Here is a 16,082-nt window from a genome sequence, read left to right on the forward strand (position 1 = left end):
ACCATGAAGTTCTGGCCGAACGTCGAGCGGTCCTTGATACGATATTGGCTTGCCTCGACGGAAAGATTTCTACCCCCTCACCCGGCCTCCGCTTCGCTCCGGCCACCCTCTCCCCGTTGGGGAGAGGAGGGCGCCAAGCGCCCGAGGATCGCTAGATGGACTCGTTTCGCGACAAGATCGTTCCCGTGACCTCGATCCTCCTGGGCGTGGTCGTCGTCTGGTACGTCATGGCCGTTGTCCTCAACGCGCCGTTCCAGCGCGATCTCGACCGCCGCGCCAATTTGACACCGGGCATTGTGGAATTCATCGGCAAGACGCTGGCACAACCGAAGCCGACGCTACCGGCGCCACACCAGGTGGCGGTGAATTTTTTCGAAAACACCTTTTTGCGCAGCATCACCTCGAACCGCAGCCTTGTCTACAATGCCTGGGTGACGCTGTCGTCGACGCTGCTCGGCTTTGCCTTCGGCACGGCGCTCGGCATCGTCATCGCCGTCGGCATCGTGCATGTGGCGACGCTCGACCGCAGCATGATGCCGTGGATCATCGCCTCGCAGACCATTCCGATCCTGGCGGTGGCGCCGATGATCATTGTCGTGCTGGCGGCGGTCGGCATCACCGGGCTGATCCCGAAAGCGCTGATCTCGACCTATCTGTCGTTCTTCCCGGTGGCGGTTGGCATGGTGAAGGGGCTGCGCTCGCCCGAGCTCACCCATCTCGACCTGATGCATACCTATAATGCCAGTCCCTCGCAGACCTTCTGGAAATTGCGGGTGCCGGCCTCGGTGCCGTTCCTGTTCACCTCGATGAAGGTGGCGGTGGCCGCCAGCCTCGTCGGCGCCATTGTCGGCGAGCTGCCGACCGGCGCCATCGCCGGCATCGGGGCCAAATTGCTCGCCGGCGCCTACTACAGCCAGACGATCGACATCTGGTCGGCGCTGGTCGCCGGCTCGGTGGTGGCGGCGCTGCTGGTTATGCTGGTCGGCATTGCTGGGCGCCTTGTTGACCGCGCCATGGGCGGGAGGCCGGCATGAGCTCGCTCCTGAGCCTTTCCTCAATCACCCCCCGATCCTGGCAAGGATATGCCGCGCTTATCCTGCTTGTCGGCGCGCTGCTTCTTTGGCCGCTCGTCAGTGCTACGCCCGGTTACGGCATGGCGACTACGGTTTTGATTTTCATTTTGCTGCTCATGGCAATCGAGGCCGACAACTTTCCACCGATGATCGGGGTGGTGTTGCTGTTCCTTGGCGCTCACGGCGCGGCGTGGATGTTGCTCGCCGGCATAACCGGCAATGAGGGCAGCGCTCGTGGCTCCTTCTATCTGCTGCTCGTCGCGGCGTGGTTTTTGGCCTGGCGCTGCGTAACGGTCTTGTCGTCGGTTCGCCCGACGTCGCGCTGGGCGTCAACCGCGTTGCGCCTGATCATTCCAGCCATCTTCGGCGCTTGGATCCTGATCATCTGGGAGGCGGTGACGCGTGGCGCCGGCATTCCCTTCATCCTGTTGCCGCCGCCAAGCGCCATCGGTGCACGCATCGTCGGCTCGCTGCCGGTGCTGGGGGCCGATGTCAGGCAGACCATCTTCAAGGCGGTGATCTTCGGCTATGTCGTGGGCAGCAGCGCCGGCTTCCTCGTTGCCATCGCCGCCGACCGTGTGCCGTTCCTGCGGCGCGGGCTTTTGCCGATCGGCAATATGGTGTCGGCGCTGCCGATCATCGGCGTCGCGCCGATCATGGTCATGTGGTTCGGCTTCGACTGGCAATCCAAGGCAGCCGTGGTCATAATCATGACCTTCTTCCCGATGCTGGTGAACACCGTCGCCGGGCTTACCGCCTCCGGCCATATGGAGCGCGACCTGATGCGCACCTATGCCTCGAGCTACTGGCAGACGCTGTTCAAGCTGCGGCTGCCGGCGGCGGCACCGTTCATCTTCAATGCGTTGAAGATCAATTCGACGCTGGCGCTGATCGGCGCCATCGTCGCCGAGTTCTTCGGCACGCCGGTGGTCGGCATGGGATTCCGCATTTCGACGGAAGTCGGGCGGATGAACATCGACATGGTGTGGGCCGAAATCGCAGTTGCAGCACTTGCGGGTTCGGTCTTTTATGGCGTGGTCGCTCTTTTCGAGAGAGCAATCACGTTTTGGCATCCCTCTGTCCGTGGTGGATAGGGGCGGTGGGTTTAGGGCGCTAACTTCAGAGGGTAAAAACATGAAAAGACTTGTTGTTTCGATGCTGGCCGGCGCGATGTCGCTTGCCGCGTTTCAGGCGATGGCCGCGGATAAGGTGACGCTGCAGCTGAAATGGGTCACGCAGGCACAGTTCGCCGGCTATTATGTCGCCAAGGCCAAGGGCTTCTATGACGCCGAAGGCCTCGACGTCGACATCAAGCCCGGCGGCCCGGACATCGCACCCGAGCAGGTCATTGCCGGCGGCGGCGCCGACGTCATCGTCGATTGGATGGGCGGCGCGCTGGCTGCACGCGAAAAGGGCGTGCCGCTGGTCAACATCGCCCAGCCGTTCAAGAAGGCCGGCATGGAGCTGGTCTGCCCGAAGGACGGCCCGATCAAGACGGAAGCCGACTTCAAGGGCCACACGCTCGGCGTCTGGTTCTTCGGCAACGAGTATCCGTTCTATGCCTGGATGAACAAGCTTGGCCTCAAGACCGACGGCGGGCCGGACGGCGTCACCGTGCTCAAGCAGAGCTTTGACGTGCAGCCGCTGATCCAGAAGCAGGCGGATTGCATTTCGGTCATGACCTATAACGAATACTGGCAGCTCATCGACGCCGGCTACAAGCCGGAAGAGCTGACTGTCTTCAACTATTCCGCCATGGGCAACGATCTGCTCGAAGACGGGCTCTATGCATTGGAGGACAAGCTCAAGGATCCGGCCTTCGAGGACAAGATGGTGCGTTTCGTGCGCGCTTCGATGAAGGGTTGGAAATACGCCGTCGACAATTCCGACGAGGCGGCCGGCATCGTCATGGACAATGGCGGCCAGGACGAGAACCACCAGAAGCGGATGATGGGCGAAGTCGCCAAGCTGATCGACAATGCCGATGGCAAGCTCGATCCGGCGACGTACGAGCGCACCGCGAAGGCGCTGCTCGACCAGAAGATCATCAGCAAGGAGCCTACCGGCGCCTACACGACCGCGATCACCGACAAGGCCATCAAATAGGGGCTGTCAAACCGGCTCCGTTGGAAACCGAAAGGGGCGGGCGACCGCCCCTTTTTAGTGGGATGTAAAATGAACGTTACCGGTGGAAACATCCGCTCGCAAAATCGTTGTGCCGGTGCATCCGCCTCAAGGGTGTCACAACGGAGGTTTCCATGCGCATCCAGTCCTTCACGCCGATGCTTTCGGCGCTGGCCATTTCTGCAGCCATCTTCTCTGCTTCACCGGCCCTGGCCGAAACTATAAAGATGACGGCGACGCTCGATGGTGCTCAGCAGAACCCGCCCGTCACCACGAAGGGCAAGGGCACCGCCACGCTCAGATTCAACACCGCCACCAAGAAACTCAGCTGGACGGTGAGATATTCCGGCCTCAGCGGGCCGGCGAAGGCCGCACACATTCACGGCCCGGCGGCAGAGGGTCAAAACGCCGATCCAGTGGTGCCGTTCGAAGGCAAGCTGAAGAGCCCGATCAAGGGTTCGGCGACATTGACCGATGCCCAGGCCACCGATCTTGAGGCGGGCAAATATTACGTCAACATCCACACCGCGGCCCACGCCGACGGCGAGATCCGCGGCCAGATCGAAAAGGTCAAATAGGCACATCAAGACGACAAAAACAGGGCAACCACCCTGTTTGTCAGGCCTTGTCGCGAATCTGGGTCATCGTGCGGGTCGGCGTGATGGCTTCGGGGTCGAGCCTGATCTCGACGATCGACGGCTTGCCGCTAGCACGGGCGCGCTCGAAGGCCGCCGCGAAGTCGGCGGTCTTTTCCACCGTCTCGCCATGGCCGCCATAGGCACGGGCCAAAGCAGCAAAGTCGGGGTTTTTCAGATCGGTGGCGACGACACGGCCCGGATATTCGCGCTCCTGATGCATGCGGATGGTGCCGTAAATGCCGTTGTTGACGACTATGACGATGATCGGCAGCCCGTATTGCACGGCGGTGGCGAATTCCTGCCCGTTCATCAGGAAACAGCCGTCACCGGCAAAGGCGATCACGTCGCGGTCGGGGAAAAGCTGTTTGGCGGCGACGGCCGCCGGCGTGCCGTAACCCATCGAGCCGGATGTGGGTGCTGCCTGCGTGCCGAAACGCCGGAAGCGATGGTAGCGATGCACCCAGGTGGCGTAGTTGCCGGCGCCATTGGTGAGGATGGCGTCGTCCGGCAGCATCGTTTCGAGATAATTCATGATCGGCCCCATCTGCACGGCGCCGGGGCCGCTCTCCGGAGGCGTCGACCAGTCGAGATAGGCGGTGTGCAGCTTCGCTGCCTCCGCCGCCCACACCGGCGTTGCGGCCGGCTTGCGTTTGGCAAAGGCTTCGACGAAAGCGGCAGGCGAGGTATTGATCGCCAGCGCCGGCCGGTAGACGCGGCCGAGCTCGCCGGCGTCGGCATGGATATGGACCAGCGTCTGGTCGGGGTAGGGGCTCTTCAGCAGCGTGTAGTCGGATGACGGCATCTCGCCCATGCGGCCGCCGATCAGCAGCACAAGGTCGGCCTGCTTGATGGCGGTTGCCACTTTGGGATTGATGCCGATGCCGACATCGCCGGCATAGTTCGCGTGGAGATGGTCGAACAGCATCTGGCGGCGGAAGGAGCAGCCGACCGGCAGCGACCAGGCTTCGGCTATCGTCCGCATCCGTGCAACGGCCTGCGCATCCCAGCGCGTACCGCCAAGGATGACGAACGGCCGCTTTGCCTTGTTGAGCAGCTCGTCCAGCGCGTCGAGCTCGGCTTCGCCAGGCCGCGTCTCGACAGGGGTGTAATGCCGGGCTTCCGGTGCCTCGGCAAAGCTGGTCAGCATGTCCTCGGGCAGCGAGATGACGACCGGGCCCGGGCGGCCGGACGTCGCCACTGCAAATGCCCGTGTGACGAATTCGGGGATGCGCGCGGCGTCGTCGATCTCGACCACCCATTTGGCGATATCGCCGAAGAACCTGACATAGTCGACCTCCTGGAAGGCCTCGCGCCCCTTGGCGTGGCTGGCGACCTGGCCGATGAACAGGATGAGGGGGACCGAATCCTGCATGGCGATGTGGATGCCGGCCGAGGCATTGGTGGCGCCTGGGCCGCGGGTGACGAAGCAGATGCCGGGCCTGCCGGTCAGGCGGCCATGGCAGTCGGCCATCATTGCGGCACCGCCCTCCTGGCGGCAGACGATGGTGCGGATTGGCGAATCATGCAGCGCGTCGAGCACCGCCAGATAGGATTCGCCGGGCACGCAATAGATACGGTCCGTTCCGTTGGCTTCGAGCGCATCGACGATGAGTTGTCCGCCGGTCTTCATTTTCCTGACCTCTCCAGTTCGGCAAGGATTTCTTCGGTGTGTTCGCCGAGACGCGGCGACGGCCGTTCATAGACCAGCGGCGTGCCGGACATGACCATCGGCGCGCGCACCGAGGGCAAGAGATTGCCATGGCCGTCATCGAGGTCGAGCCGCATGCCGCGCGCGATGGTCTGCGGGTCGGCAAACATCTGGCCGATATTGTTGATCGGGCTGGCCGGCACGCCGGCTGTCTCCAGCCTGGCCAGCAGCGGGTCGCGATCGAAGACCTTCAGCGCCTCGACCATGTGCTCGCGCAGCTTTGCCCGGTTGGCGACGCGGGCGGGATTGGTGGCGAAGTCAGGGTTCGAAGCCAGCTCATCGAGGCCGACGGCAGCGCAAAACTTTGCGAATTGGCCGTCATTGCCGACCGCCAGGATGATGTGGCCATCTTTCACCGGCACCACCTCGTAGGGCGCGATGTTCATATGCGCATTGCCCATCTGCACCGGCGATTGTCCGGAGACGAGATAGTTGAGGTTCTGGTTGCCGAGCGTTGAGATCTGGGTGTCGTAGAGCGCCATGTCGATATGCTGGCCTTCGCCGGTCTTCTCGGCGTGGCGAAGTGCCGCCTGGATGGCAACGACCGAATAAAGCCCGGTGAAGACATCTGAAATAGCCACGCCCGCCTTCTGCGGTTCGCGGCCGGCTTCGCCGGTGATCGACATCATGCCGGCCATGCCCTGGATGATGAAATCATAACCGGCGCGCGGCGCATACGGTCCCGACTGGCCAAAACCGGTGATCGAGCAATAGATCAGCCGTGGGTTGATTTTCCTCAGGCTGTCATAGTCGAGGCCGTATTTCTTAAGTCCGCCGACCTTGAAGTTTTCGATCAGCACTTCCGAGGTCGCGACCAGCCGGCGCACCGTCTCGGCGCCCTCGGGCGTCGAGAAGTCGATGGCGATGGAGCGCTTGCCGCGGTTGCAGGAATGGTAATAAGCGGCCGAAAGGTTCTCGCCATCATGGCCGATGACGAAGGGCGGTCCCCATTTGCGGGTGTCGTCGCCGCTGTCCGGGCTCTCGACCTTGATCACGTCGGCGCCGAGGTCAGCAAGCAGCTGCCCGGCCCATGGCCCGGCGAGGATGCGTGCGAGTTCGATGACGCGGATGCCTTTGAGCGGAGGCTCAGTCATGGATCACCGTGGTTGGCCGAAAGCGCAGGCTTAGATGTTTTTTGTGCATGTCGTTATCCCAAAACCGCTGCGCACCCTCGGGTCGAGCCCAAGGGCATGCTTTGGGCGACATCCCACTATCAATCCCGGGTGCCGCTGTCACGGCCCTTGCAATGGGCCAAGTATCAAGGCGCCCTCAGCACGCGATCGGCCCAAGCGGCAAAATCCTCCATGATGATGTCTCGATTGACCTCGTTCAGGCTCTCGTGGCGGGTTTCGGCGTAAACCTTTGAAACGAGATTCGAAAAGCCCAGCATGTGCATCCGGCCGGCGAGATGGCTGACCGCCTTGCCGCCGTCCGAGGCCGGATCCTGCTCGCCCCCGACCAGATTGACGAACAGGTCGCGCCGCACGCCGGAAAAATTGCGGTCGCGGCCGCAATGCAGCGTCATCTTGACGATGTCCTGCCACATCGACACCGATGCGTCCCAGCCGCAGAGCGGGTCGGCGATGTATTTCTCGACTTCGGCGGCATCGCGCGACAGCCAGTCGAAGGGCGTCCGGCGATCGGGCACTGCCTTGCCCCAAGCCCGGAACGTCAGCCGGGGCAGCATGCGCGACGGCACGTCTGAGCCAAGCCGGAACTTTTCCCAGGCAAGCATGCCCAGCGCGATTTGGCCGAGCAGTCCGGCAGAGAAATTGCCGTTCCAGATCGCGGCGGCATGGATGCGCGCCGAGTTGCGGAGGACAAAGTTCAGAGCGACCGACGCGCCCAAGGAGTGACCGAAGGCGATGACCGGCAGGCCGGGCTGTTCCCTGGCGATCAGATCATGGACGGCAGCGACATCGGCGATGACCTTGGCACCTCCATCCGCATCGGCGAACCTGCCAGGTGGCGCGTCGGGCGCCTTGGTGACGCCGTGGCCACGGTGGTCGTGCGCGTAGACCTGGTAGCCGCGCGCGCCGAGGAAATCGGCGAAGCGGGCATAGCGCGCCGCGTGCTCGGCCAACCCGTGATTGATCTGGACAATGGCGCGCGGCTGGCCTGTGGCGTGTTTCACATAAAGGTTGAGCTCGGCGCCGGTCGGCGATGCCAGCATCCTCTGCTTGTCAAATGGCATGTCTCGCTCCCGTCGGCGACTGTTGGGCGACGCAGCGATCGACGTCAAGAGACGTAGGGTACCCATTCGACGCTAGTTGACAGTATGCTGTCAATATGATTACATGACAGCATACTGTCAATTGGCCAGCAGATTGGGGGTATGACTATGAAAACCACCGGGGCCATTTCGCGGCGTGCAATCTTGCTGGCGGGCTTCGCCTTCACGACGGCCACCCTGTTGCCAGGGATTGCTGCGTTCAGTCAGGAAACCAGGGAGATGACCCATGATGACGTCCACCGTTCCAGGCCCGCAAGGCCAGCTTGCCACTTATAGGATCAACGCCGGCAATGGCCTGCCGATCCTGTTCCTGCATGGAGATTGCAGCCGCGCTTCCCACTGGGACCGGGTGATGCAGCTCTCCGTCGAAGGCCGCGAGGCGGTAGCCTTCGATTTTCGCGGCCATGGCGCCTCCGCGCCGGCGCAGGACGGTGACTATGGCTATGACGGCCGTGCAATGGATGTCGGTGCCGTGGCCGACGCGTTTGGCCTGAAGCGGTTTCTCATTGTCGCGCACAGCGGCGGCGGTGGTGTGGCGCTCGCTTATGCCGCCAGCCATGCCGACCGGGCCGCAGGTGTCTTGCTCGTCGACCCGGCGACCAATCCTCGTGCGCTGCCGCAGGCGATTCGCGACGGCTTTGTCCGCGATCTGGCCGGTCCGCAAGGCCGCGATGTCCTGAACGCCTATTACACGTCGATTGCCGGCCCTAACGCGGCTGTTCGCCAGCGTGTTCTGGCCGATGTGGCAGTGGTCGATCCGGCGGCGAGGGCAGGTGTCGGCAAGGCACTGGCCGAATGGAACCCGGAGCCGGCACTCAATGCGTATCGCGGGCCTATGTTCGTATTGGCTACCGAGGCCAGTGACACTCCAGCCGCGCTCTACCGGCTGCGCACGGACATTCCGCGCCAGATCGTGGCGGGCAGCGGCCATTGGGTGATGCTTGACAAGCCCGAGGTCGTAGCCGAAGCCGTTAATAATTTCGTCGCGACCATCGAGGCCGGCCAGAAATGACGACCAGGACCGAAGCGGCAAATGTGTTCACGGAACTCGTGCTTGCCGTGTTCAGGATGAACGGCAGTTTTCTGGATGCGGCCGACCGGCTGGCCGCTCCAACCGGGCTGACGGCAGCGCGCTGGCAGGTTTTGGGTGCGGTTTTGAAGGAGCCGAAATCCGTGGCCGACGTCGCCCGCGACATGGGTCTCGCCCGTCAGAGCGTACAGCGGCTGGCCGACATACTGGCTGCGGAGGGGCTTGCCGCCTATGCCGACAACCCAGCGCATCGCCGCGCCAAGCTGTTGTCGATAACCGATGCCGGCCGGGCAGCGGTCAAGAATATCGGCACACGCCAGCATGTTTGGGCGAACCGCGTTTCGGAGGGTATGGACGCCGACGCGCTAAAAGCCTCGCTTGATCTGCTGCGCACCTTGACAGAACGCGTGGAGGCGGGCGGATCCTGATCGACCACACGGGAACCGTCTCAATGCGCTGGCGATTGTTTTTACGGCCGACGAAAGAAATCGTAATTCTGACATGTCGCAAGTTCTAGCTTGCGGCGTGAATACGAGGAGTGCCGGAATGCGGATTTGGGCGATATGGGGGGCGGTGTTTCTTGCGTTTGCTGGCGCAAGCGCGGCGCGGGCCGATGTGAAGATGACCGGCTCTTTCGTCGCCGATGCCGCCTGTCCGGCAACGCAGGCGATCAAGAGCGGCAAGAATCCCCGCAACGTCTCGACCGCGGCTGGCCAGAGTTACGATCTGCTGGCCGGCAACAAGGACGCGCCCACGCACTATCTCATCCGCGTTCCGGGCGCCGATCCGGAGCGCCGCTGGGTTAAGATCAGCTGCGGTCACGTTTCGGGCGGCAGCGCGTCGACGATACCGGCTGCACCGGCGCCTGCCGAGCCGAACAAGCCATCGGCGTCCGGAAAGCCGGAATATGTCTTCGCGCTGAGCTGGCAGCCGGCTTTCTGTGAGACCAAATCCAGCAAGACCGAATGCCGGGCGCAGACCGCCGCCGGTTTCGATGCGACCCACTTCACCTTGCATGGGTTGTGGCCGCAACCGAATGGAAATTTCTATTGCCAGGTCGCGGCAAGCGACAAGGCGAACGACGATCCGGCACATTGGCGGGATTTGCCGCCGGTCACGCTGGACCCGAATACGCGATCGGAACTCGACCAGGTGATGCCGGGCACCGCATCCGCCCTCGAAAGGCATGAATGGATCAAGCACGGCACCTGCTACGGCAAGAGCCAGCAGGAGTATTTCTCCGACGCTTTGAACCTGATGCAAGCGGTGAACGCGTCGCCGGTGCGCGATCTCTTCACCAGGAACGTCGGCAAGCAGCTGACATCCGATCAGATCCGCAGCACCTTCGACAGCGCCTTCGGCAAAGGCGCGGGCGACCGGGTCCGCGTATCCTGCGTGGTCGATCCCTCGAGCGGCAGGCGGCTGATCGACGAGCTGACGCTCGGCCTGGCCGGCCCGATCGCTTCGAACTCTTCGCTCGGTGCGCTGCTGCTTGCCTCGGCACCGACAGCCAAGGTGGGTTGTCCGAAGGGTACCGTCGACGCCGTCGGGTTCCAGTAGACAGGCCGAACGCGACTGTCGCCTTGCGCCGGGGGTGGTATGGTCTTGAAGGCACACATTCGTAGGGGGTGGCGATGAGTGGCATGACGAACGGGGCGCTGGCGCGGCTGGCGTTCTGGGCCAGGGGCATGACGGCGATCCGAGACGGCCATATGGAATGGCCGGGCTTTTCCTACACCGAAGTGGAGTGGGCGCGCATGACCACGCTGGCCAAACCGATCGGCGGCGGCACCTACCAATTGTTCACGCTGGTCAACGCGGCGATCTTCATCGCCATCGCCGCGCTCGGGATCTTCTGTGTCTTCCTGCCGCTGGCGACGCTGCTGTTCCCGGTACCACCCGAAACCAGTGCGCTCAAGTTTTCGCTGCTCCTGGCGGCATGCGCCTTGCTGATCATCGGCATCGGCTTGCCGATTTCGCTGCGTCTCTCGACCGCGCTGGTCGCGCCGAAGGCAATGCGGGCCGCGCTTGTCGCCGTGCCCGGCGACCAGATGCTTGCGGCAAAAGTGTCATGGCAGATCAACCGGATCACGCTCGTGCTTTGCGGCCTGCTGGTGCCGGGCATTCTTCTGTTCATCGCCTACGACATCGATGCCGGCCCGGTCATCGCGGCAATGAAATGGCTGGCGATCGGGTTGATGGCGGTTTCGGTTGCGATCGGCGCATGGCAGCGGCGCAAACAATCCTGATTGCGCCAATCCGAGACCAGAGTGAGAGTTACGCGCCGGCGCTGCGCTCCGGCCTGTTCCATGTGTTGCGCCCGTCTGCTTCGTTGCCACCCGGTTCGCCGACAACGCGATCGCGTCCGGTCGATTTGGCCTTGTAGAGACGCTGGTCGGCCAGCGCAAAGAGATCGGCAAGGCAACGCGTCGTCTCGCTGACCGTCGAGATGCCGGCGCTGACGGTGATGTCGAACCGGCTGGTGCTCGCAGACGTCTTGACCGCTTGCCTGACGGTTTCGCCCAGCAGTCTGGCGAGCGGCTGTGGACGCCAGCAGAGGATGGCGAATTCCTCACCGCCGATCCTGAACAATTGATCTTCGGTCCCGACAAGTTCGCCAAGCAAAATCGCCAGGGCTTTCAGCACCTTGTCTCCCTCGGCGTGGCCGAAGCGGTCATTGATCGATTTGAAGTGGTCGACATCGATGATCAGCAGGCTGAGCGGCCTGGCAGTCCGCAGGCTGGCGGCGACGGCGGCCTCGCCATCGCTGTCGAAGCGCCCCCTGTGCAGGAGGCCGGTGAGGCCGTCGCGACCGACATGCTCGACCAGCGCCTCATAGCGCTCGCGATAGGTCAGCGTGTCGAAAATGTCGGAAAGCCCGCGCGGCGCCGGCACCTGCCGCGCCTCGAACCACCTGATATAGGCGACCAGCATGGTGCTGTAGACCAGGGCCGCTGCCATCTTGGCGAACCAGCCGCCGAAGAACACCGCGACCGGCGCACCGGTGACGAAATGCAGCGCCGTGAAAAAGCCTGCCTGGTCGAAGGTGAGCACGCAGGCGACGGAGACCAGGATGCGGGTGAAAAGCGCCTTGCGCAGATATTTGCCGAGCTTTTCATAGAGCAGGATGATCAGGATGGCGTCGACGAACAGCAGCGTCGTGCCCCACACCATCAGCCAGCCCATCTCGTCGATGAAGCCGATGTCGGGAAGCTTGCCGTCGGGCAGCGGTGCGATGTCATGCAGGCGCAGGATCAGCACGAGCCCGATCATCAGGGCATTGCCGAGCAGCAGGCCGTAAATCGGCTGCCGGACAGTTGCCGCGTCCTCCTTGATGTAGAGCAGGAGCAGCATGACCAGCTTGCCGGAAAACAGCACGGCCGAACCCGGCGATACCATGCCGAACGGCAGCGCGACGTAGAAGACGCTGGCGAGATAGGTTTCCAGGAAATGCATGACGCCAATGGCGCAAACAAAGACACCGAGGCCGATGCGGCCCCTGAACCGGAAAAGCGTGACCATGATGCCGAAATAGAGAACCGCTTCGGCAAAAAGCAGGAAACTGTTCAACACGGCCCGATCTCTCTCCCCGAAATCGCGGCTGCCAGCGATTTCCCATCCAAACACTGTTTTGACGCGGAATGGTTAACCGGAGCTTTCGCCCGGGCGCCGGCACGAAATGAAGCGGCTAAGCGTTCGCGGTGCGACCAACTCCGCCTGGGACCAAAACTGTTTGCCGTTCGGGGCCGCATCGCTTACATAGCCCCCAACTTCCATTCAATCCGACATCAGTCGACTTTTCAGGGAAAGCGCGCGTGGCACGCCAGTTCATCTATCACATGGCCGGCCTCAACAAGGCCTACGGCACCAAGAAGGTGCTCGAGAACATCCATCTGTCCTTCTACCCGGACGCCAAGATCGGCATCCTCGGTCCCAACGGCGCCGGCAAGTCGACGATTCTCAAGATCATGGCCGGCATCGACAAGGAGTGGAGCGGCGAGGCCTGGCTGGCCGAGGGTGCTACCGTCGGTTACCTGGCGCAGGAGCCGGCGCTCGATCCGAACAAGAATGTGTTCGAAAACGTCATGGAAGGCGTTGCCGCCAAGACCGCCATCATCGAGCGCTACAACGAATTGATGATGAACTATTCCGACGAGACGGCGGACGAGTCGGCCAAGCTGCAAGACGAGATGGACCGGCTCAATCTGTGGGATCTCGAGCAGCAGGTCGAGATGGCGATGGAGGCACTCGGCTGCCCGCCCAAGGAGGCCGATGTCACCAAGCTGTCGGGCGGCGAACGCCGTCGCGTCGCGCTCTGCCAGCTCTTGCTGCGCCAGCCCGACCTTCTGCTGCTCGACGAGCCGACCAACCATCTCGACGCCGAGACGACGGCGTGGCTGGAAAAGCATCTGCGCGCCTATCCGGGCGCGGTGATGATCATCACCCACGACCGCTACTTCCTCGACAATGTCACCGGCTGGATCCTCGAGCTCGATCGCGGCCGCGGTATCCCGTACGAAGGCAACTACACCAAATATCTCGAAGCCAAGGCCAAGCGGCTCAAGCAGGAAGGCCGCGAGGACGATGCGCGCCAGCGGGCGATCGGCCGCGAGCGCGAGTGGATCCAGTCCAGCCCGAAAGCCCGGCAGACCAAGTCGAAGGCCCGTATCCAGGCGTTCCAGGATCTGCTGGATGCGGCCGACAAGCGGCGTCCGAGCGATACGCAGATCGTCATTCCGCATGGCGAGCGGCTCGGCAATGTGGTGATCGAGGTCGAGGACCTGTCGAAGGGCTTTGGCGACACGCTTTTGATCGACGATCTCGAATTCAAGCTGCCGCCCGGCGGCATCGTCGGCGTCATTGGCCCGAACGGCGCCGGCAAGACGACGCTGTTCCGCATGATCACCGGCCAGGAAAAGCCCGATGCCGGCACCATCCGCGTCGGCGAGACGGTCAAGCTCGGTTATGTCGACCAGAGCCGCGACGCACTCGACCCGACCAAGACCGTCTGGGAAGAGATCTCGGGCGGCGCCGAAGTGGTCAAGCTCGGCAAGTTCGAAGCCAACACCCGCGCCTATTGCGCGTCGTTCAATTTCCGCGGCGGCGATCAGCAGCAGAAGGTCGGCAACCTGTCCGGCGGACAGCGCAACCGCGTGCATCTGGCAAAGATGCTGAAGACCGGCGGCAATGTGCTGCTGCTCGACGAGCCGACCAACGATCTCGATACCGAAACGCTGGCCGCACTTGAAGACGCGCTCGAGAGCTTCGCCGGCTGCGCCGTCATCATCTCGCACGATCGCATGTTCCTCGATCGTCTGGCGACGCACATCCTCGCCTTCGAGGGCGACAGCCATGTCGAATGGTTCGAAGGCAATTTCGAGGATTACGAGCAGGACAAGATCCGTAGACTCGGGCCCGATGCCGTCAATCCGCACCGCATGACGTATAAGCGGCTGACGAGGTAGGGTCTCGATCCGTTGCGGGCGATCGTCGTTTGGCCTAAATTGATCGGATGGAGTTGCCCATGATCACGGTCAAATTGCCGCAAAAAGCCGAGAAGCTGCTGGCCGATATTGCCAAGGCCAGCGGCCGTACGATCGATCAGGTCGCAGTTGAAACGATCCTCGAAACCATTGAGGATTGGCAGGATGCCAGGATTGCGGAGGAACGCCTGAGGGATGACGACGGCGTACGCATTCCGTTGGAAGAGGTGATCCGGAAGCTTGAACTTCGCGAAGTCGAGGAGCGGCACAAGAAACCTGCCGCTGAATGAGTTGGCAGGTCGAGTTTACGCGAGCCGAAAAAGACATTGAAGGGCTTTCACCGAAGGACTAGCGCCGTGTCCTAGAATTCCTGTATCAAAGAGTTTCTGTGCACCCCAATCCAAGAGCACTCGCCAAACGGCTGACTGGGACCAAGGAAGCTTGGCGGTTTCGCGTCGGCGACTACAGAATCATTGCCCAGTTTCAGGACAGCCGGCTCGTCGTGCTGATCGGGAGATAGGCAACCGTCGCGAGATCTATCGATGAATAACAGCATAGCGGTAAAGGCAAAACCCGACTGGTCCGCCGCACTCTACCTGAAATTCGAGGATGAGCGCACGCGGCCGGCGCGCGACCTCCTAGCGCAGGTGCCAGTGCCGGAACCGCGCCGGGTGGTGGACATTGGCTGTGGGCCGGGCAATTCGACCGAATTGCTGGTCGAGCGCTGGCCGCAGGCACAGATCAGCGGCTTCGATACCTCGCCCGACATGATCGAGAAGGCGAAGGCGCGCCTGCCCGGCGTCACCTTTGCCTTGGCGGACGCGGCGACGTGGCAGCCGGCCGAACCGGTCGACGTGATCTTCGCCAATGCAGTGTTTCAGTGGCTACCGGAGCATCCGGCTGTCTTCCAGCGGCTGATAGGATTTTTGGCGCCCGGCGGCGCGCTTGCCGTGCAGATGCCGGACAATATGGGCGAGCCTTCGCACCGGCTGATGCGGGAGACCGCGGCCGAGATGCCGTTCACTGAAAAGTTCGAGCGTGCGGCCCGCGCGCCGCTGCCGCCTGTCGCGTTCTATTACGACCTTTTGTCGCCATTCTCGGATCGGCTCGATATCTGGCACACGATCTACAACCATCCGCTGGCCGATGCCGAGGCGATCGTCGAATGGGTGAAGTCGACGGGGCTGAAGCCGTTCCTCGATCCGCTCGACGAAGGCGAGCGGCAGCTTTTCCTGAAGCGCTACACGGCCAGGATCGCCGAAGCCTATCCGAAAACGGCAAGCGGCAAGGTGTTGCTGCGCTTTCCCCGTGTCTTCATCGTGGCGCGGCGTTCTGCTTAGAAACTCTTAGCTACACCCAAAAACAGCCAGCAGCGGATGCTTGACCGGCTTTCGCCGTCATGCGCATCTCGCTGGGGCAGGGATGGCGGCCCTCATGGGCCATGGGGGGTGGATGATGACACTGAAAACGCTCATTTTCGGCGGCAGCATTTGTGCGGCCGCTGTGCTTGCCTTTCGATATCGGCGCAGGCCAAGCGAGCGCGCTGCTTCACCAGCGATGACGGGTATTTCTCCTGCAGCTATCGGGCGCTGGATGATGCCGGCAGCTTTCGCATCTCGGCGCCGGGCTATCCGACTTACGTCCTGGAGATCGACGACCCGGGTTTTGCCTACGGCTATGTCAATCTCGGCCAGCGCAACGTGCCGCTGCCCGGACAATTCGTGCGCAGCAATGATGACGGTGCCTGCTGGAACAACCCGCAGACCAATACCAAGCTCTGCGCCTGGTAAAGA

General features: G+C 62.6%; 17 protein-coding genes. 13 read left to right on the top strand and 4 right to left on the bottom strand.

The features are described 5' to 3' along the window. Positions 1 to 155 precede the first annotated feature (155 nt). The 4 genes from NKJ93_RS15345 (at position 156) to NKJ93_RS15360 (ending at position 3,775) form a co-directional block, all read left to right on the top strand. A complete protein-coding gene (locus NKJ93_RS15345) occupies positions 156 to 1,034 on the top strand; it encodes an ABC transporter permease (protein ID WP_352495156.1) in 879 nt (292 codons plus the stop codon). Then, on the top strand, positions 1,031 to 2,167 hold the full coding sequence (locus NKJ93_RS15350) for an ABC transporter permease (protein WP_031194513.1): 1,137 nt from the start codon (positions 1,031 to 1,033) through the stop codon (positions 2,165 to 2,167). The genes NKJ93_RS15345 and NKJ93_RS15350 overlap by 4 nt, the downstream gene beginning before the upstream one ends. Before the next feature lie 40 nt (positions 2,168 to 2,207). Further along, positions 2,208 to 3,179 (top strand): ABC transporter substrate-binding protein, encoded by a 972-nt coding sequence (locus NKJ93_RS15355; protein WP_023675876.1) that lies wholly within the window; start codon positions 2,208 to 2,210, stop codon positions 3,177 to 3,179. A 152-nt stretch (positions 3,180 to 3,331) separates the two neighbouring features. Further along, positions 3,332 to 3,775: a CHRD domain-containing protein gene (locus NKJ93_RS15360; protein WP_352495157.1), complete on the top strand. Its 444-nt coding sequence runs from the start codon at positions 3,332 to 3,334 to the stop codon at positions 3,773 to 3,775. Positions 3,776 to 3,815: 40 nt separating this feature from the next. On the opposite strand, the gene NKJ93_RS15365 is transcribed toward NKJ93_RS15360, so the two are convergent. The 3 genes from NKJ93_RS15365 to NKJ93_RS15375 all read right to left on the bottom strand — a co-directional run bounded on the left by NKJ93_RS15365 (position 3,816) and on the right by NKJ93_RS15375 (position 7,737). Continuing rightward, positions 3,816 to 5,465 (bottom strand): thiamine pyrophosphate-binding protein, encoded by a 1,650-nt coding sequence (locus NKJ93_RS15365; RefSeq protein WP_352589997.1) that lies wholly within the window; start codon positions 5,463 to 5,465, stop codon positions 3,816 to 3,818. Further along, positions 5,462 to 6,637 (bottom strand): CaiB/BaiF CoA transferase family protein, encoded by a 1,176-nt coding sequence (locus NKJ93_RS15370; RefSeq protein WP_352482956.1) that lies wholly within the window; start codon positions 6,635 to 6,637, stop codon positions 5,462 to 5,464. Before NKJ93_RS15370 ends, NKJ93_RS15365 begins: the two co-directional genes overlap by 4 nt. A 164-nt stretch (positions 6,638 to 6,801) precedes the next feature. Further along, on the bottom strand, positions 6,802 to 7,737 hold the full coding sequence (locus NKJ93_RS15375) for an alpha/beta fold hydrolase (RefSeq protein ID WP_352590000.1): 936 nt from the start codon (positions 7,735 to 7,737) through the stop codon (positions 6,802 to 6,804). Between the two features lie 265 nt (positions 7,738 to 8,002). Between NKJ93_RS15375 and NKJ93_RS15380 the strand changes: the two genes are divergently transcribed. The 4 genes from NKJ93_RS15380 (at position 8,003) to NKJ93_RS15395 (ending at position 11,055) form a co-directional block, all read left to right on the top strand. Then, on the top strand, positions 8,003 to 8,788 hold the full coding sequence (locus NKJ93_RS15380) for an alpha/beta fold hydrolase (protein WP_352590003.1): 786 nt from the start codon (positions 8,003 to 8,005) through the stop codon (positions 8,786 to 8,788). After that, a complete protein-coding gene (locus NKJ93_RS15385; RefSeq protein WP_352482959.1) occupies positions 8,785 to 9,234 on the top strand; it encodes a MarR family winged helix-turn-helix transcriptional regulator in 450 nt (149 codons plus the stop codon). The genes NKJ93_RS15380 and NKJ93_RS15385 overlap by 4 nt, the downstream gene beginning before the upstream one ends. A gap of 118 nt (positions 9,235 to 9,352) precedes the next feature. After that, positions 9,353 to 10,366, top strand: coding sequence for a ribonuclease T2 family protein (locus tag NKJ93_RS15390; RefSeq protein ID WP_352482960.1), 1,014 nt, complete (start codon positions 9,353 to 9,355; stop codon positions 10,364 to 10,366). Positions 10,367 to 10,440: 74 nt separating this feature from the next. Continuing rightward, a complete protein-coding gene (locus NKJ93_RS15395) occupies positions 10,441 to 11,055 on the top strand; it encodes a hypothetical protein (RefSeq protein WP_352482961.1) in 615 nt (204 codons plus the stop codon). A gap of 28 nt (positions 11,056 to 11,083) precedes the next feature. On the opposite strand, the gene NKJ93_RS15400 is transcribed toward NKJ93_RS15395, so the two are convergent. Next, positions 11,084 to 12,379 carry a GGDEF domain-containing protein gene (locus NKJ93_RS15400; protein ID WP_352482962.1) on the bottom strand — a complete coding sequence of 432 codons (1,296 nt, stop codon included), beginning with the start codon at positions 12,377 to 12,379 and terminating at the stop codon, positions 11,084 to 11,086. Positions 12,380 to 12,621: 242 nt separating this feature from the next. On the opposite strand from NKJ93_RS15400, the gene ettA reads away from it, so the two are divergent. The 5 genes from ettA to NKJ93_RS15425 all read left to right on the top strand — a co-directional run bounded on the left by ettA (position 12,622) and on the right by NKJ93_RS15425 (position 16,079). Further along, positions 12,622 to 14,271: an energy-dependent translational throttle protein EttA gene (gene ettA, locus NKJ93_RS15405; RefSeq protein ID WP_023720834.1), complete on the top strand. Its 1,650-nt coding sequence runs from the start codon at positions 12,622 to 12,624 to the stop codon at positions 14,269 to 14,271. Positions 14,272 to 14,330: 59 nt separating this feature from the next. Continuing rightward, positions 14,331 to 14,579 carry a DUF6290 family protein gene (locus NKJ93_RS15410; protein WP_352482964.1) on the top strand — a complete coding sequence of 83 codons (249 nt, stop codon included), beginning with the start codon at positions 14,331 to 14,333 and terminating at the stop codon, positions 14,577 to 14,579. Positions 14,580 to 14,677: 98 nt separating this feature from the next. Beyond that, positions 14,678 to 14,809: a type II toxin-antitoxin system RelE family toxin gene (locus NKJ93_RS15415; RefSeq protein ID WP_352482966.1), complete on the top strand. Its 132-nt coding sequence runs from the start codon at positions 14,678 to 14,680 to the stop codon at positions 14,807 to 14,809. Between the two features lie 22 nt (positions 14,810 to 14,831). After that, the gene (gene tam, locus NKJ93_RS15420) at positions 14,832 to 15,629 is read left to right on the top strand and encodes a trans-aconitate 2-methyltransferase (RefSeq protein WP_352482967.1); all 798 of its coding nucleotides are present in this window, start codon (positions 14,832 to 14,834) and stop codon (positions 15,627 to 15,629) included. 108 nt (positions 15,630 to 15,737) lie between these two features. Beyond that, the gene (locus tag NKJ93_RS15425; RefSeq protein WP_352482968.1) at positions 15,738 to 16,079 is read left to right on the top strand and encodes a hypothetical protein; all 342 of its coding nucleotides are present in this window, start codon (positions 15,738 to 15,740) and stop codon (positions 16,077 to 16,079) included. The last annotated feature ends 3 nt before the right edge of the window (positions 16,080 to 16,082 follow it).

Origin of the sequence: Mesorhizobium sp. M0028 (assembly GCF_040323855.1) — a bacterium.
In the GTDB taxonomy this organism is placed as follows: Bacteria; Pseudomonadota; Alphaproteobacteria; order Rhizobiales; family Rhizobiaceae; genus Mesorhizobium.

What these genes read in the sequence shown, in the direction of transcription:
- NKJ93_RS15350 (WP_031194513.1), top strand. Translation starts at nt 1,031, where the DNA reads ATGAGCTCGCTCCTGAGCCTTTCCTCAATCACCCCCCGATCCTGGCAA.
- NKJ93_RS15410 (WP_352482964.1), top strand. Translation starts at nt 14,331, where the DNA reads ATGATCACGGTCAAATTGCCGCAAAAAGCCGAGAAGCTGCTGGCCGAT.
- NKJ93_RS15365 (WP_352589997.1), bottom strand. Translation starts at nt 5,465, where the DNA reads ATGAAGACCGGCGGACAACTCATCGTCGATGCGCTCGAAGCCAACGGA.
- NKJ93_RS15345 (WP_352495156.1), top strand. Translation starts at nt 156, where the DNA reads ATGGACTCGTTTCGCGACAAGATCGTTCCCGTGACCTCGATCCTCCTG.
- NKJ93_RS15370 (WP_352482956.1), bottom strand. Translation starts at nt 6,637, where the DNA reads ATGACTGAGCCTCCGCTCAAAGGCATCCGCGTCATCGAACTCGCACGC.
- tam (WP_352482967.1), top strand. Translation starts at nt 14,832, where the DNA reads ATGAATAACAGCATAGCGGTAAAGGCAAAACCCGACTGGTCCGCCGCA.
- NKJ93_RS15360 (WP_352495157.1), top strand. Translation starts at nt 3,332, where the DNA reads ATGCGCATCCAGTCCTTCACGCCGATGCTTTCGGCGCTGGCCATTTCT.
- NKJ93_RS15380 (WP_352590003.1), top strand. Translation starts at nt 8,003, where the DNA reads ATGATGACGTCCACCGTTCCAGGCCCGCAAGGCCAGCTTGCCACTTAT.
- NKJ93_RS15390 (WP_352482960.1), top strand. Translation starts at nt 9,353, where the DNA reads ATGCGGATTTGGGCGATATGGGGGGCGGTGTTTCTTGCGTTTGCTGGC.
- NKJ93_RS15375 (WP_352590000.1), bottom strand. Translation starts at nt 7,737, where the DNA reads ATGCCATTTGACAAGCAGAGGATGCTGGCATCGCCGACCGGCGCCGAG.
- NKJ93_RS15385 (WP_352482959.1), top strand. Translation starts at nt 8,785, where the DNA reads ATGACGACCAGGACCGAAGCGGCAAATGTGTTCACGGAACTCGTGCTT.
- NKJ93_RS15395 (WP_352482961.1), top strand. Translation starts at nt 10,441, where the DNA reads ATGAGTGGCATGACGAACGGGGCGCTGGCGCGGCTGGCGTTCTGGGCC.
- NKJ93_RS15355 (WP_023675876.1), top strand. Translation starts at nt 2,208, where the DNA reads ATGAAAAGACTTGTTGTTTCGATGCTGGCCGGCGCGATGTCGCTTGCC.